Below are 17351 nucleotides of genomic sequence, written 5' to 3' on the forward strand. Positions count from 1 at the left end.
AGAAGTTTATGGGATATTTGTTAGCATTAATTCCGGCACTAGGATGGGGATTTCAATCTATTGTCATGCAAAAGATCGGTGGAAAATTTACTAATAAAGTTATGGGAATGGCTATGACCACTTTTGTTTTTGCAGTGATAATTTTTTTCTTCAAGCATCCGACAACTGTAAATAGTAATTTGATTATTGGATCTTTTCTTTGCGGTTTATTTTGGATTGTTGGACAATTATTACAGGTTAAAGCATTTGATTTAGTGGGCGTTTCAATGGCAATGCCAGTAAGTACAGGCGAACAGCTACTTGGTACTACTTTAATGGGTGCTTTGTATTTTCATGAATGGCAATCTGGATGGCAATTCATTTTAGGCATTGGAGCATTGGCTTTCATTATTGTAGGTATTTATCTGACTACATATTCTAATGAGAAGAAAGAAAAAAATATAAATTTGAAATCAGGACTAATTGTTTTAACCATATCTTCACTTGGATTGATTGGTTATGCAGTTATTCCTAGAATCTTTGATTTGAATAGTTGGGATATATTGTTACCTCAATCGATAGCAATGTTGATTACTATGTTTATTATTGCTGGAGTCCAAAAAAATCGTAAAATATTAGACGTAAAAACTTGGCAGAATATGGTAACGGGAATATTTTTTGCCATTGCCAATATAGCAATTCTTTTTAGTAATGAGGTGAATGGCGTTGCCGTTGGATATACTTTATCTCAGTTAAATGTCATTGTAGCTACATTAGGCGGACTATTGATATTACATGAAAAAAAGTCTAAAAGGGAATTGTTTTTCACATTGATAGGGTTGGTCTTAATAGTGGTTGGAGCAATAATGATAGGAGCAACAAAAGAATAAAATGTATTTTGAATCTTAGGATTATATTACGTGACATTTATACTAAACCGTGTATAATAAATAGTTGACAAGCGACTAGTGGTCCCAGTTTGCACTTTTTTGTGGGAGCACTTTTTTATTTCTAGGTCGTTAGTGAGCAGTTCAACATGTTTGTTTTCTTGAAATAGATGTGTTAGATTGTGTGCCTGTCTTATAAATATTCTGTGAGGAGGTGTATGCTATGGCAACACGAATTCCTCAGGAATTCATCGATGAGGTTACTTCAAAGACTAATATTGTTGATGTGATTAGTAAGTACGTGCAGCTGAAAAAATCCGGTAAGAATTTGTTTGGACTTTGCCCGTTTCATGAAGAAAGAACTCCTTCATTCTCTGTAGCGGAGGACAAGCAAATTTTTCATTGTTTCAGTTGTGGTCGTGGTGGAAATGTTTTTAAGTTCATTATGGAAATTGAGAATAAGACTTTCCCAGAAGCTATAATTGAAGTTGCTCAAATGGGAAACATTTCTGTGCCTGATCAGTACCAAGCAAGTACGCCATATCAGAATTCTGATAGTCACGTTTTGCTTAAGATGTACGCTGATGCAGCCAAATTGTATAGCCACATTTTACTAAAAACGGAAAATGGTACACAAGCTTTGAAGTATTTGAATAATCGTGATTTGGGTGAAGATTTAATCCAAACTTTTAATATCGGTTATGCTCCAAATAATAACGATCTCTTATTGCAATTCTTTAAGGGACGGGATGTCAGTGAAGATATCTTGAGAAAGTCAGGATTGTTTGCTGAGAATCAGGAGGGACAATTATTTGATCGGTTCCGCGATCGAGTAATGATTCCTATTACTGATGAATCTGGAAATATCATTGCCTTTTCTGGTCGTATTTTAGATAAAACTGCCTCGACAGCTAAGTATCTGAATAGTCCAGAGACGCCGATCTTTAATAAGGGGAAAACGTTGTTCAATTTGAACAATGCCAAAAAAGAGATCCGTGAAAAAAGTAATGTAATTTTATTTGAAGGATTCATGGATGTCATTAGTGCCTATAAAGCTGGTGTCACCAATGGTGTGGCTTCAATGGGTACTAGTTTGACAGATGATCAGTTATATACTTTAAGTCGTTTAACTAATCAAATTAATGTTTGTTACGATGGTGATGATCCAGGAGTCGAGGCTACTTATCGAGCTTTGACCCAGATGAATGATGATCGTTTCACCTACGGTGTTATCAGTATTCCTGATAAGAAGGATCCTGATGAGTTTATCCGAAGTGAGGGTAACGAGAAGTTTCAGAATTTGACTAATAATGGTGTGCAGACACCGATTTCTTTTATTCTGAATTACTTTAAACGTAACTATAATCTGAATAATGAACATGATCAGTTAGAGTTTTTAAACCAATCTTTGCATGAGATAGTTAAGTTGCAATCACCGGTTGAAATCGATATGTATGTTGGTCGGGTTGCTGACGAAATGGGTGTTTCCAAAGAGGCAATCAATAAGGAATTGGATGCCTTGCGTCGACAACAAGCAATTAAGGAACCAGCCAACAATTATAAAGATGTTCAACAGAGAGCTTTAGAGAAAGTAACTTCAAGTGTTAAGCCCAAGTATGATCGTTTAGAGAAATCGGAACGTTACCTATTATATTGGGCAATTAATTATCCTGAAGTTCGTATTAATCTTAAAGGTGATGGATTCAAGTTTATCCATCAGAGTTATCAACGTATTTTTGATAGTTTATTATCTTATGTCGATTCAGATGATGTGGAAGAAGAAATCAATATTTCTGATTTCATGAATGTCTTGGATAATGACGATAAGAATTTGTTAGCCGATTTGGAAATGATGAATATGCCGGAAGAATATAATGATCAAGAAATTGAGGATTATATTAGCAATATCAAGAATTCCAGTTTGGAAGAGCAGATTAAGGAAATTAATGAACAGCTTAAAAAGGCGGCGATGGTCGGTGACAATAAATTGCAGTTAGATTTAACTAAGCAATTGATTGAGGTTAGAAGAATTCTTAGCAATTAAGCATACTGGAGGAATATAATATATGGCAACAAAGAAAACAACAGTATCAAAAGAATTAAAAACTGCTACAAAGAAGCTCATCAAGGATCTTAAGAAAACAGGTAAGATTACTGAAGATGACTTACAAGAAAAGATTATCAAGCCTTACAAGTTGAAGGGTGAAGCTTTAAATAACTTCATCAGTGAATTGGAAGATGTTGGTATCGGTGTTGTTGATGACAAGGGTAACCCAAGTAAACTTGCACTTCTTAAAGAAAAAAGCGAAGAAAAGAAGAGCAAGAAAGAGACTACCACTGCTCCGACAGATATTAAGGTTAATGATCCTGTACGTATGTATTTGAAGGAAATTGGTCGTGTTCCTTTGCTTAATGCTCAACAAGAAGTTGATCTTGCTTTGAAGATTGAACAAGGTGATGAAGAAGCTAAACAAGCTTTGGCTGAAGCTAACCTTCGTTTGGTTGTTTCCATTGCTAAGAGATATGTTGGTCGTGGAATGCAATTCTTGGATTTGATTCAAGAAGGTAACATGGGTCTAATGAAGGCTGTTGAAAAATTTGATTACAGATTAGGATTCAAGTTCTCCACTTATGCAACATGGTGGATCAGACAGGCTATTACGCGTGCTATTGCCGATCAAGCCAGAACTATTCGTATCCCAGTTCATATGGTCGAAACTATTAATAAGTTGATCAGAATTCAACGTCAATTGCTTCAAGACTTAGGTCGTGAACCACTTCCTGAAGAAATTGGTGCCGAAATGGATATGCCTACTGGTAAGGTCCGTGATATTTTGAAGATTGCTCAAGAACCAGTTTCCTTGGAAACACCTATTGGTGAAGAGGATGACTCACATCTAGGTGACTTTATTGAAGATTCTGATGCCACAAGTCCCGAAGATCATGCTTCTTACGAATTGTTGAAGGAACAACTAGAGAATGTTCTAGATACTTTGACAGATCGTGAAGAGAACGTTTTACGTTTACGTTTTGGCTTGGACGATGGTCGTACAAGAACTCTTGAAGAAGTTGGTAAAGTATTTGGTGTTACTCGTGAGAGAATTCGTCAAATTGAAGCCAAAGCTTTGAGAAAATTACGTCATCCTTCTAGATCAAAACAATTGAAGGATTTCCTTGAATAATTGAATAAAACTAGAGGATTGCCAAAAGGTGGTCCTCTTTTTCATGGATAAAAGAGACATTTTCATAAATATGTTGTTGAAAATAGGGACTTTTGGTTTATATTTTTTCACAACTTGATTTACAATTAGTATATATATTTTTTTGGAGGATGGTTATGTTAGATAAAAAGATTTATGATGAAATATTTTCACGTTCATTTACAATTCCTATCAAGGTTGTTTTTTGGGATGGTAAGGAAAAACTTTATGGACCAGAAGGAAAGTCTGATGTAACTATTAAGTTTAATGACAAAGTTCCTATTTCTGAAGTTGTAAAACATGCTACCCTAACTTTGGGCGAAGCATATATGGACAAGAAAATTGAAATTGAAGGTTCAATCCAGAAACTGATTACTTCTGCTTATACTCAATCTGATAGTTTTATGTCCAGTTTAAAATTGAAAAAATACATTCCTAAGTTTAATCACTCAGAGGAAGGTAACAAAAAAGAAATTCAAGAACATTATGATATTGGTAATGACTTCTACAAATTATGGCTTGATAAGACTATGACTTATTCATGTGCTTATTTCAGAACTCCAGAGGATACTTTGGAACAAGCTCAAATGAATAAAGTACGTCATATTTTGAATAAGTTAAATACTAAGCCTGGTGAAACAATTCTTGATATCGGTTGTGGTTGGGGAACAATGATGTTCACTGCTGCTAAAGAGTATGGTTTGAAGGCAAAAGGTGTTACATTAAGTCAAGAGCAATACAATTATGTAAATCAAAAGATTCAAGATGAGAATTTGGGTGACCAAATGGAAGTTATGCTTGAAGACTACCGTGAAGTTAATGAAAAATTCGATCATGTTGTTTCAGTTGGTATGTTCGAACATGTTGGTAAGGATAATCTACCTGGTTACTTTGAAACAGTTAAGAGTGTTTTGAAACCAAATGGTAATGCTCTAATTCATGGTATTACTGGTCAACATTACGGTGTCGGTGTCGATGCTTGGTTAGTTAAGTACATCTTCCCAGGTGGCTACATTCCTGATGTTAAGGAAAATGTTGGTCATATTTTGGATGCAGGTCTTCAAATTGATGACTTAGAACCACTTCGTCGTCATTATCAAAAGACCGTTGAAATCTGGGATCGTAACTTTAATAAAGTTGTAGATCAAGTTGATAAAATGTATGGTGAAAGATTCGTTCGTATGTGGGACTTGTATCTACAAGCATGTGCTGCTTCCTTTGAAAGTGGCAATATTGACGTTATTCAATTTCTTTTGACAAATGGACCTAGTGGTACAGCAATGCCAATGACACGTGAATACATGACAGACTTAGATAAAAAGACTGCGGAATAGAGGTTAAAGTGACTTTACTTTCAAAGAGATTACAAGCCGTTTACCAAATGGTTGATAAAGATACAAGAGTGGCTGATATTGGATCAGATCATGCTTATTTACCAGTAGAATTGATGGAAGAAAAAATTTGTCAATTTGCGATTGCTGGTGAAGTTGCACCTGGTCCCATGTCACGTTCTAAAGAAGACGTTGATAAGTTTGGATTAAGCAAACAAATTGATGTTCGTTTAGGTGATGGCCTAGCTGTTATTAAACCTGAAGATCAAATTGATACGGTCGTAATTGCCGGTATGGGTGGTATTTTGATTCAAAATATTCTCACACGAGCAACTGCAGATCAATTATCCAATGTTAAGACGCTAATTTTACAACCTAATATTGGTGAACCGCTGGTACGTCATTGGTTAGTCGAAAATAATTTTGAGATTGTCGATGAAGATATCATTGAAGAAGAACATCACGTTTATGAAGTTATTAAAGCTAACAAAGTTGCACAAGCTAAGCCACTAAATTCAGCCCAAATTTTAATGGGTCCAGTACTAATGACCAAGAAGACGCCAACCTTTATTGCTAAATGGCAACATAAACTTAATAGTTATCATAAAGCTGTTGAGAATATGTCCCATGCAAAAAAGATTGATCAAGCTAAAATTGATTTAATGAACCAAGATATTAAATATATTGAGGAGATATTATAATGGTAGAAATTCAAGTTCAAGATATTATTAATCGAATTGAAGAATTTGCTCCATTGTCAATTAAAGAAGATGGTGATCCAACTGGTTTCCAAATCGGCAATCGTAAACAAACTGTTCATCGTCTTATGACGACACTAGATGTTCGTCCACAAGTGGTTAAAGAAGCTATCGACAAAAATGTTGATTTCATCTTAGCTCATCATCCAATCATGTTTCATCCAGCTCGTAATTTAGATCTAACTTCACCACAAAATCAAATGTACCGTGATTTGTTATCACACAATATTGCTGTACACGCCGTTCATACTAACCTTGATAAGGCTCATGGTGGAATGAATGATTGGTTAATGGAAGAATTGGGTCTGAATAACGTTAGTTACTTAAATGAAGACGATGATTATTCTTTGGGTCGTATGGGAGAACTGAAGGAACCGATGGAATTAGTCGATTTTGCCAAAATGGTTCGTGATGCTTATCATGTTCCTAATCTTCGTTATGTTAAATCAGATCTAGGTCAAAAAGTTAAAAAAATTGCCATAATTGGTGGCGATGCCGGAAAGTTTTATCCGGAAGTTATTAAAGCTGGTGCTGACACCTTCATTACTGGGGATGTTTATTATCATACTGCACACGATATGATGGCTAATGGGCTTAATGTAATTGATCCAGGTCATCATATTGAAGCAATCTTTATTAAAGAAATGGCAAGTTTGTTAGAAGATTGGAAAAAATCTAATAAATGGGACCTAGATATAGTACAATCAGAGGTAGATACAGAACCATATAATTTCTTATAGGGAGAGTGTAGTAATGGCAATAAAATATGAAAAATTAATTCCTCGTTTCTTAGGATACGTTAAACAAAATACTCGTTCAGATGAAAATTCGACAACAATTCCTTCAACTGAAAGACAAACTGTTTTCTTGAAGAAATTGGCCACAGAATTGGAAGAAATTGGTCTGAAAGATGTAAAAATTCGTAAGGTTGATTCATATTTAACCGCCGAACTACCATCTAATCTTGATTATGATGTTCCAGTCTTGGGATTGATTTCTCACATTGATACCGCTGACTTTAATTCAGAAGATATTAAACCTAAAATCGTTGAAAATTACGATGGCAAGAGTGTTATTAAACTTGATGATGCTGGTGAATACACACTAGATCCAAAAGTATTTCCTTCATTGACAAAGTATGCCGGACAAACATTAATTACAACAAGTGGTGATACACTTCTAGGATCTGATGACAAATCAGGTGTTGCTGAAATTATCACAACTATGGAATATTTGATTGCTCATCCGGAAATCAAACATGGTAAGATCAAGATTGGCTTGGGACCTGATGAGGAAATCGGAACTGGTGCTAAGAATTTTGATGTTCCTGACTTTGGTGCTGATTTCGCTTATACGGTTGATGGTGGTCCCGTTGGTCAATTGGAGTATGAAACTTTCAGTGCTGCAGGTTTGAAAGTACATATTACTGGTAAAGATGTTCATCCTTCAGAAGCTAAGGGTATTATGATCAATTCATTGACCGTTGCCCGTGAGTTTGAAAATGCCTTACCTGCTGATGAAGTACCAGAACAAACTGATGGACGCCAAGGTTTCTTCCATTTACTAGAGGAAAACGGAACTGTTGATCATACTGATATGTCTTATATCATTCGTGATTTCGAACGTGATGGTTTGAAAGCACGTAAGAATAAGGTTACTGAAATTGTTAAGCAATTGAACAATAAGTATGGTGAAGGAACTGTTAAGATCGACATGGGTGATCAATATTACAATATGATCGATGTTATCAAGGACCATATGGATGTTGTTAAGATTGCTGAAAAGGCAATGAAGAATCTAGATATTGAACCTGATGAAGCACCTGTTCGTGGTGGTACCGATGGTTCAACCATTTCCTTTAAAGGTTTACCAACACCTAATTTGTTTGCTGGTGGCGAGAATATGCATGGACGTTTTGAATATGTGGCTGAAGAGTCAATGGAAAAAGCAGTTGATGTCGTTCTTGAAATCATCAAGTTAAACAGCGAAAATAAAAAATAAATCCAATATAGCTCTAGCTGAGGGATAATCCTTTGCTAGAGCTTTTTTAGACAAATGCTTCATAATATTTTTGTTATGTAACCTTGGAATAATTTGAATTGACTAAAATGATCAATAATGCTATCTTAACGGTAATAAAATAACGGAGGAACCGCGTATGCTGTTCATTTAATAGGATTTCATTAGAACATAGAAAAAATAGGTTTTAAACCTATCTTATTTTGTGTACCCTAGTGCCTTGCGAATGGACGAAAGATACTTTTTCTCTCTTTGTGGTGCAGTGGGTAAGCTGCACCCTTTTTTTCGCAAGTTTTAGAGTACCGTCACTTGTGAAGGGAATAAAAAATTGAATATTATTGAAAAATATGGTTTTACAGATGAAATCAAATCATCAGAGAATAATCTTGGAAAATTAATTTGGGCACGTGTAACTAGCCAGCATCGAGACTTATATCAAGTCGTAACCAATCAAGGTTTTGTGCCGGCTAAGATTTCAGGCAAAATGAATCATCAAATTGTTAATACAACCGAATATCCTGCTGTTGGCGATTGGGTATTAGTTTCAGTAGAAGCTAACTCAACAGGAATTATTCGAAAACTTTGGCCACGCAAAAGTATTTTAGCCCGTGAGGCTTCAGGTAATGATAGTAGTGGTCAGATTATTGCTAGTAATATTGATACAATTTTTATTTGTATGTCGTTAAATACTAATTTTAATCCACGTAGAGTTGAACGTTATTTAACGATGGCTTGGGATAGTGGCGCTATTCCAGTGGTGGTGTTGACTAAGTCAGATTTATGTGCTGATGTTACTGCTAAATTGCAGGAATTAGAAGATGTTTGTATGGGTGTTGATACAGTTGCCTGTTCAGTCGAAACGAAAGTAGGGTTGGATGAAATAGCAACGTATATTAAACCTCAAAAAACTGTTGCTTTCATCGGTTCGTCAGGAGTTGGTAAATCGTCTTTGATCAATTGGTTTTTAGAAGATTCTGAATTGAAGACTAAACAGGTCAGGGAAGGTGACGATAAGGGGCGACATACAACTACATCACGACAATTATTACTATTACCAAATGGAGGTATTGTTATTGATACTCCGGGTATGAGAGAATTACAATTATTTGTCGGTAACCTCTCTAAGACTTTTGAGGATATCACAGAGTTAGCGAAAGAGTGTCGTTTTCGTGATTGTAGTCATCAAAATGAGCCTGGTTGTGCGGTAAAAGAAGCAGTTAAAGACGGACGTTTGGATGCTGACAGATTAAAGAGTTACCTTAAATTGCAACGTGAAATGTCTTATAGCAAAATGAATTCGCGTCAACTAGAAAATGAAAAGATTAATCAAGCATTTGGCAGTAAAAAAGCCATGAAAAAATCACGAAAACATATGCAACAAATTAAACGTCGTTAAAATTTCGAAAAATAGGACATCAATTTTGATGTTCTATTTTTTTGTAAACAATAATGATAATCATATTGTAAAATAAAATGTTTTACGAAAACATAAAATACAAAAAACAAAAAAATTCAAAACATCAAATCAATTTATACTCTACTTTTTACGCAAAAATACAATTAAAAAATTAAAAAATATAATAACGAAAAAGTACAGTAACTCTACATGTCGTTTGTGTTTGAAGGGACATGTAAAAAATGACATTCTTATTAGTATTGAATTATTAATGTCATATTATGTCGGGGGTATTAATGGGAAAAACGGAAAATTGCTAAGGACTTATTTATAAAACTTATTTTTAGGGGAGAATATGTTGATAAAAAAACAATTGCTATATGCTACTTTGTTTGCTTCTAGTTGCCTTTTTTCAACCACAATTGTTAAAGCTGATGAAGACACTAATGACCAACAACAAGCAATAACAACACAAGCAAATACTCAGACAAAAACAACAGACAATGTTTCTGAGAGCAATAAGAATTCGGTTTGGATTCAAATTCCTGAGAATTCAAACGAAAAAACTGTTCAAAACAATACAGTTAAACAAAGTGAAGATGAACCTTCTGCAACAACACCGGATAATTCAAACGATGTTCAGACACCGGTTACTACTCAAAATAGTCAATCTACTCAAGCTGTTCAAGAAGCTCAAGCAACTTATCATGACGAAGCTATAAATGGTGTATTTACTATTAGTGATAATTTTGTAAATTTACACGATAATAATGATCAACCAATAACGAACCGCTATTTAGGCCCAAATACTGCATGGCGTGCTGATTATCGTCGTACTTATAAGGACAAGGTCTATTACCGAGTTGCCACAACTGAATATGTGGATTCAACGATGGGAACTTATCGCGATTATGCTCAGCCATATAACGGGACTGTAACAGTCGTTTATAAGAGTGGTGCTAGTGTTCATGATTTCCAAGGCTTTGGTGATAAGGCAGTTTACTTGGGAAATAATTTACCAACCGGTAGTAGTTGGAAAGTTAATAGTCGTGCTCAATTCGGTGGTAAAGATTGGTATCAAGTTGGAAGTAATACTTGGGTACCACAGGATTATGTTGTCCTTAGTCAAGGTCAATATCAAGATGCCAAATGGATTTCAGGCGTTCCTTTGATTGCTCAACGACCTGAATTACCAAATGGTTGTGAGATTACTGCTGTAACAATGATGTTGCAATATGCCGGAGCCAAAGTTAACAAGATGCAAATGGCCAGAGAAATGCCTCGTAGTAGCAATCCTAACTATGGTTATATTGGGCAACCTTGGGATGGAACTGGAATTACAATTTTTCCACCAGCTTTGATGAGTTTAGTCGAAAAGTATGCAGGTACAGCCAAGAATTTGACTGGTCAAACTTTCAATGCTATCAAGTCTCAAATTAATATCGGCCATCCTGTTGTGACATGGAATACACTATATGGTTTCCCATATCATGCTTTAGTTGTGACAGGTTATGACAAAAATTATGTTTACTACAACGATTGCTGGACGAACCAAACACTCCAAATGGGGATTAATCAATTTATCAATAATTGGAACACGCAAAAAAGACGCGCAATAAGTTATTAAGGGGAAAGAAAAAATGAATAAAAAGTTTCAATTTGCTTTTGCTTGTGGTGTAGCTTTGGCTGCAGTTACTTTGTCACAACAAAGTGTTAAAGCTGACACAATAACAGATAACGCTGATCAAACAACTGAACAAGTTACCAAATCACAAGCTGTTTCACAATCACAAACAACAGACCAAACTCAAAACCAAGAACAAGTATCTGATGATACTCAAGTTCAAACAAAACAAAATGATCAACAAGTTACTCAAACTGAACAAACAACTAACGATGATGATGATGCTCAAACACAGAATGTTGCTGCTCAACAAACTACTCAAGATACATCAGCTCAGGTAACAACACAAGCTAATTCCACAACAAGTAATATCACACCATTAAAGGGAATCGTTGACACAAAAGGATTCACACAACTTTACACTCAAGATGGTACTGCTATTTCTAACCGTGTATTAGGTGGAAATACTGCCTGGTTAACTGATCAAAAGTTAGTCTACAATGGTCAAACTTTCTATCGTGTTGCTACAAACGAATATGCTAATGCTGACAATGTTGTTTTGACATACGGACACCAAAAGAGTGGTGTAGTTCGTGTTAAATCATGGGGAGCTGCTAGTTATTCTCGCAATGAAGCAGGATTTTACAAGAACGGTCAAGCCAATTACGCTGCTAACTCAGTCTGGAAATACAATCGTACAGATAATGCCAACGGCAGAACTTACTACCAAATTGGTAATGATATTTGGTTGAACAGTGATGATTCAGCTGTAGGAGCCGCATATCAAAATCCAAGTGGTTGGCTACAAATTCAAAATAGTCAAATCAAGCCTAGTGGTGGTTCCGTTGGTTATGACTTATACAACGGCGTTGAAGGTGTCAAAGTTTGGCTAGTTAGAAGATACTTTGGTTATTCAAATGCACACACAATTTATGATGGATCAGTTGCTTCAAGTGTTAGATCACTTCAATCAAGAAAAGGTCTACCTGTAACAGGTATCGTCAATTTGGTAACATGGAAAGCTATGGGTTATTCAGAAGCTGATTGGTATGGTATTGATTCTTATGTAGCACCACTTCAAACAAATATTACAAGTACACGCTCACAACACATTGAAGCCATGATCAATCAAGCAAACAAGTATCTTGGTAAGACATGGATTTCTGGTGCCGGAAGTATGCCTGCTTATGGTGTTGATTGTTCAGGATTAGTTACACAAGCACTTTATGCTTCAGGTATTGATTCCGCACCGATTTCAAACATTCAACATGCACAACCAGGTCATGAATGGAACAGTCGTGATTACTGGGCAGATTCAAGAATTCCACATATCAATTTTAATGACCGTCAAAGAGGAGATTTAATTTTCTTCACTGACCCATCAACAAGAATTATCTGGCACGTTGGTATTTTATTGAACCGTGACACAATGATTGAATCATGGCCATATGCCGTTCAGGTACATTCAATTTACGGTAATCGTGGAAATATCGCCGGTGTTAAGAGAGTATTTGCATAATTAAAGTTATATTACTGATAAATTAGTTATGTGAAGATGATTATGTTGAAAAAATCAGTAATCTAAAATACTAATAAATAAGTAGTTTAAAAAGCAACCTGATTATGAGATAATCGTGTTGCTTTTTATTTTACAATTTAATTGATTTCAATAGGTTCATTGCGTTAACTTGGCTTATTAAAATCTTATCGGTTTGTAAATAAAAATATTAGACAAATTCTGTACATAGCTCAAAGTCTTGATATAGAACTGTTTATAGTAAAAATAACATGGTCGAGGCCATGTATAAATAAAGGAGAATTTATTATGCCTCTAGTGCACATTGATCTTATTGAAGGCCGTAGTCCTGAGCAATTAAAGGGTATGGTTAAAGACGTTACTGACGCCATTGTTAAAAACACTGGTGCTCCTGCAGAACATGTTCATGTCGTTTTGAATGAAATGGCTAAAGAACACTACGCTGTTGGTGGAATCTTAAAGAGTGACGAAAACTAAAAGCCGAAAGGCTTTTTTTAATTTGGAGGTAAAATGTTAGAATCAGTTTTTCCAAATAAGGACCTTACAAAGCAACAACAAGGAATTTTCAATCAAATACTATCGTTTACTAAAGAGGGATTAAAAAGTCCTCAGAAGTCCATTTTTCAACTAAATGGGGATGCTGGAACGGGTAAGAGTGTCATCTTAACGCAACTATTCTTAAATATTGAAACATTGGCAAAACAGAATAAAACGGATAATTACTTTCTAGTTAATCATCCCGAGTTATTAAAGGTTTATCAAGAAAATGCCGGTGAATTTGATCAGCTACGCAAAAATCGTTTTCTTAGGCCAACGACTTTTATCAATCGGATGCATAAGAATCAGCAGCAAGCTGACGTAGTAGTAATTGATGAAGCTCATTTACTACTAAGCGAGAGTGATAATTACAATAACTTTACGCAGAAAAATCAATTAGCAGAGATTATTAAATTAAGTAAAGTCGTAATTTTAGTTTTTGATGCTCATCAGGTTTTGAAATTAAAGAGTTATTGGTCAAATAAGCTGTTACAACAAATCATCCCAGATCAAGTTAACTTTGAGAGTGCAACATTGACAACACAAATGCGTATGCAAGCACCTCAAAAAGTTTTACAGTGGATCAATGATTTAACCGATAATTTGCAAATTACACCTTTGGAACAAGAAAATGCGGATTATTTATCAATGGATAGTGATTATGATTTTCGAGTTTATCATGATGCTGAAACGATGTATCAAACTTTAAGGGCGAAGAACAAAGAAGTAGGAGAGTCACGAATCGTGGCAACTGCTGATTATCCTTCGACTCTGGATGGAAAGAAACATTACGTCAATGAAGGTAACTTCCATCTACCATGGGATCAATATAATTATTCCAATACCACTTGGGCTCAGAAGCCAGAAACAATTAATGAAATTGGTTCAATTTATACTGTTCAAGGTTTCGATTTGAACTATGTGGCAGTGATCATTGGGCCATCAATTGTTTATGATAAAAATAATTGTATCAAGATAGATATCGATAAATATGAGGATCAAGAAGCCTTCAAAAAGCGACATGATAACGATATTGTTAATTTGAGTGATGTTAAGAAGAGAATTATCTTAAATTCAATGAATGTTCTATTAAAGCGTGGGGTCAAAGGATGTTTTGTTTACTTTCATGATTCAAAAATATTTGATCAATTAAAAAAATAAGGTATACAAAAAGCCGACAATCATCTGACTGTCGGCTTTTAAGGGTAAACTACAAATATTGCATTATTGATGTAGTTTAATATATTCCAAAATAGTTTTTTCTTCGTCTTTAGTTGCTTCGTAATCACCTGACTTCAAGTTATGAACACGTTCAACTGAAAGATGGCTTTCGAATGCAAATTGTGTATCATTCATATCTTTATCTTTTTCATACTGAATTATCATTTCAGCAATATTTGGTTTATCCATGAAACTACCTCCAATAAGTTTGTTTAAAACTTAAATCTAAAAGATTGCCCATCTAGTAAATGGCCAATAACGCCACTTAACTTCACCAATGACACTCTTTTTATTAATAAAGCCAATAATACGACTGTCCTTTGAAACAGTTCGATGATCTCCCATAACAAAGTAAGTTCCGGCAGGGACCTTATTAGTTTTCTCGACCTTTTTTAGATAAGAATTACTGTAACGTGTCTTATATTCGGGTGAATCCTTAGCTAGAGAACTTAAAGTAAAATCGTAGGTATAACTATAAGGCTTACCAGCATATAAACTGGTGTCAGGTTCCTTTAATTTAGAACCAGCTTTGAGGAAGTCCTCCTTATATAGTTTACCATTAATATACATTTTGTTGTTCTTAGAAACCACTGTGTCCCCGGGCAAACCGATCACTCGCTTAATATAAAACGAACCGGCTTCGTCTGGAGCTTTCAAGACGATAACATCACCACGTGAGATATTTGAATGTCTAGCAGCAATTACCTTATCCCCATTTTCAAAGGTCGGTTGCATCGATGGTCCTGATACCTTGTCATTAGAAAGAATGTACTTAAACCCTAAAAAGAAAATAGCATAGATTGCAAGTGTCATAGCAATAGTTTGTAGCCAAAACTTCCAACCTGATTCTTCTTCCTTTTGAGGCCGACGTCTTCTATTATTTTCTGCCATGTTTCACCTCTTATATGTACTAACTAAGATATTACACTTTTTCGTAATTATTGGAAATAAATGTATTATTCTAACTAAAAATTTTAATATTATTTAACTTTTCCATGAGAATTATAACTTTATGTTGTATCAGGATTCTAGTAAACTATTAGCGGTATATTATAAATATCGGATCAGCTGGGAGAAAAGATGAATTATATTGATAGATTAAAACAAGATGTAGCATTATTACCTAATGGGATGAGATTCAATGTCAAAATTAGATTTATAGAACGTGTTTTTGATAGCTTGTCGCACCATCGATTGCCAAAATATCATTTTCCCACTTTGGAATTGAGTGAAGATGAAATTACCGATTGCCTACGTGAGAATATGAATATTAAAGAAGCCGATTTTGAAGCTCTTTTGAAAAATTTGGAAACATTTGACCACGATCTTGGTGAATTCCGTACACAATTACAGAATAAGTTTGGTTACTGGGCGACAATTACTCAAGACTTCGTTAAAGATTTAGTAACAGAATTTCCAGACCAAAGTTTTTTGGAACTGATGGCCGGTAATGGTTATTTATCGAAAGAATTACGTAATTTGAATGTAGAAACGTACTGTACGGATGACCTAAGCTGGGCCATTCATAATCAAACTGGTAAAGATCTACTAACAAAGGTTGAATCGATGGATGCCTTACAAGCTTTAGATGAGTATGGTAATAAAGTTGACAATGTTATCTTAGCTTGGAGTCCCGATCGAGAAAATATTGATATTAAAGTATTGAGAAGAATTCGTGAGTTGGACGTAAATTTCTTGGTTATTGGTGAAAAATACGGTGCCACCAACAGTAAAGGATTCTGGGATCAAGCCAAATTAATTGATGATTCTCGAATTGAACGCATCAATCAGACCTATTCACATTATGATTTAGTTCACGATCAACTTTATCTAGTCAAATAGGGTAGAATAAGGTACAAGATAAAATAATAGGTGAGATATTTATGAAAAAGGTAATATCAAGTATTGTTATTTTTCTGATAGTTTTGCTAACTGGCGTTGCTATCTCAAAGAGTGATTCAATTAAGTACAACAATACAATGAACCGATTAGGTATGAGTGAACAAGCTATTGTTTTGCATACCAAGTCTAAAAAGAATTTAGTTACAGCAGTTCAAGAATTGAGTAAGAAAAAGAAAGTTTCAGCTTATCAACTAATTTTCTTTGAAAAAAGTAACAGTGATCTAGGATATATCTACGGACATAATAAGATCAATAAATTACCAATAACTTCGGGACGTTATTTCTCGCAAGATGATTTTATTTCACAAATTCCGTTTGCAGTACAGGGTAAATCATCCCAATTAGAATCCTACAAACCTCAGGGACAAACTTACATTCAGATGGGTGATCGCTACATTTCAGTTATCGGTAATATCGGCTTTGATGGTGCGGATATTTTAAATGGTCAAACATTGATCTCACTATCACCAAATCAACCAAAGTCAAAACTGCATTTGAATCAAGTGACAACGGTCTTGGATGGTAATGCTCTTTCCAATAAAGAGAGTTTGTCGAAAATCAAGAGTGTTCTACATGCTAGGTCATCCCATAAATATGTACCACAGACAGATGATTTTACTAACGCTGAAACAGCCAATAACGGTGAGATGTATTTAGTGGGAATTGTTTTATTATTCGTTTTGATCGTAATTGTTGATTTCTATATCTTGGTTCCTTTGAAATATGATCTGTCTAGATCACATTTAACAGGTGACTTGAAGAATAATTATCAAAATGGTTTAATGATTCGTTACTTGATTTATACATTAGTTCCTTTTATTGCCGGTTATGCTGCAGTTAATTGGAAAATTGCCATTATTAGTCATAATACATTTAATATGTTCATATTAGTTTCTGTGTTGATCACAATCCTAATAGGAATGTCACAAATAATTTTTACCAAAAAACGGAGTGAATAAT

The 17351-nt window shown here is 34.9% G+C and carries 16 protein-coding genes; 14 read left to right on the plus strand and 2 right to left on the minus strand.

The window, feature by feature from the left end; genetic code table 11:
- The first annotated feature begins 8 nt into the window (after positions 1–8).
- The 12 genes from FC97_RS07565 to FC97_RS07620 all read left to right on the plus strand — a co-directional run bounded on the left by FC97_RS07565 (position 9) and on the right by FC97_RS07620 (position 14429).
- The gene (locus tag FC97_RS07565) at positions 9–869 is read left to right on the plus strand and encodes a GRP family sugar transporter (RefSeq protein WP_054642151.1); all 861 of its coding nucleotides are present in this window, start codon (positions 9–11) and stop codon (positions 867–869) included.
- Between the two features lie 220 nt (positions 870–1089).
- Positions 1090–2910, plus strand: a complete 1821-nt coding sequence (gene dnaG / locus FC97_RS07570) for a DNA primase (RefSeq protein WP_056968019.1) — start codon at positions 1090–1092, stop codon at positions 2908–2910.
- A 22-nt stretch (positions 2911–2932) separates the two neighbouring features.
- Positions 2933–4048, plus strand: coding sequence for an RNA polymerase sigma factor RpoD (rpoD, locus tag FC97_RS07575; RefSeq protein ID WP_054642152.1), 1116 nt, complete (start codon positions 2933–2935; stop codon positions 4046–4048).
- A gap of 155 nt (positions 4049–4203) precedes the next feature.
- Positions 4204–5400 (plus strand): SAM-dependent methyltransferase, encoded by a 1197-nt coding sequence (locus tag FC97_RS07580; protein WP_054642153.1) that lies wholly within the window; start codon positions 4204–4206, stop codon positions 5398–5400.
- An 8-nt stretch (positions 5401–5408) separates the two neighbouring features.
- Positions 5409–6098: a tRNA (adenine(22)-N(1))-methyltransferase gene (locus tag FC97_RS07585; protein ID WP_056968021.1), complete on the plus strand. Its 690-nt coding sequence runs from the start codon at positions 5409–5411 to the stop codon at positions 6096–6098.
- Positions 6098–6895 carry a Nif3-like dinuclear metal center hexameric protein gene (locus tag FC97_RS07590; RefSeq protein WP_054642154.1) on the plus strand — a complete coding sequence of 266 codons (798 nt, stop codon included), beginning with the start codon at positions 6098–6100 and terminating at the stop codon, positions 6893–6895. The genes FC97_RS07585 and FC97_RS07590 overlap by 1 nt, the downstream gene beginning before the upstream one ends.
- Before the next feature lie 13 nt (positions 6896–6908).
- Positions 6909–8156 carry a peptidase T gene (pepT, locus tag FC97_RS07595; protein WP_054642155.1) on the plus strand — a complete coding sequence of 416 codons (1248 nt, stop codon included), beginning with the start codon at positions 6909–6911 and terminating at the stop codon, positions 8154–8156.
- A 346-nt stretch (positions 8157–8502) separates the two neighbouring features.
- On the plus strand, positions 8503–9570 hold the full coding sequence (rsgA, locus tag FC97_RS07600; RefSeq protein WP_056968024.1) for a ribosome small subunit-dependent GTPase A: 1068 nt from the start codon (positions 8503–8505) through the stop codon (positions 9568–9570).
- Between the two features lie 355 nt (positions 9571–9925).
- A complete protein-coding gene (locus FC97_RS07605; RefSeq protein WP_054642156.1) occupies positions 9926–11197 on the plus strand; it encodes a C39 family peptidase in 1272 nt (423 codons plus the stop codon).
- Between the two features lie 13 nt (positions 11198–11210).
- Entirely contained in the window at positions 11211–12713 is a 1503-nt protein-coding gene (locus FC97_RS07610) for a C40 family peptidase (protein WP_056968027.1), read from the plus strand.
- 306 nt (positions 12714–13019) lie between these two features.
- Positions 13020–13208: a 2-hydroxymuconate tautomerase gene (locus FC97_RS07615; protein ID WP_025085059.1), complete on the plus strand. Its 189-nt coding sequence runs from the start codon at positions 13020–13022 to the stop codon at positions 13206–13208.
- A gap of 33 nt (positions 13209–13241) precedes the next feature.
- Positions 13242–14429: a DUF2075 domain-containing protein gene (locus FC97_RS07620; protein ID WP_054642158.1), complete on the plus strand. Its 1188-nt coding sequence runs from the start codon at positions 13242–13244 to the stop codon at positions 14427–14429.
- A gap of 63 nt (positions 14430–14492) precedes the next feature.
- Here the strand turns inward: FC97_RS07620 and FC97_RS07625 are convergent, their stop codons facing one another.
- Positions 14493–14678, minus strand: coding sequence for an LBP_cg2779 family protein (locus FC97_RS07625; RefSeq protein ID WP_054642159.1), 186 nt, complete (start codon positions 14676–14678; stop codon positions 14493–14495).
- A gap of 36 nt (positions 14679–14714) precedes the next feature.
- Positions 14715–15380 carry a signal peptidase I gene (gene lepB, locus FC97_RS07630; protein ID WP_054642160.1) on the minus strand — a complete coding sequence of 222 codons (666 nt, stop codon included), beginning with the start codon at positions 15378–15380 and terminating at the stop codon, positions 14715–14717.
- Between the two features lie 189 nt (positions 15381–15569).
- Here lepB and FC97_RS07635 point away from each other — a divergent pair, with 189 nt between their 5' ends.
- Complete coding sequence (locus FC97_RS07635; RefSeq protein ID WP_054642161.1) at positions 15570–16331, plus strand: hypothetical protein; 762 nt, start codon at positions 15570–15572, stop codon at positions 16329–16331.
- 41 nt (positions 16332–16372) lie between these two features.
- Positions 16373–17350 (plus strand): hypothetical protein, encoded by a 978-nt coding sequence (locus tag FC97_RS07640; protein WP_054642162.1) that lies wholly within the window; start codon positions 16373–16375, stop codon positions 17348–17350.
- Position 17351 lies beyond the last annotated feature (1 nt).

This window comes from Companilactobacillus kimchii DSM 13961 = JCM 10707 (assembly GCF_001435445.1).
In the GTDB taxonomy this organism is placed as follows: Bacteria; Bacillota; Bacilli; order Lactobacillales; family Lactobacillaceae; genus Companilactobacillus; species Companilactobacillus kimchii.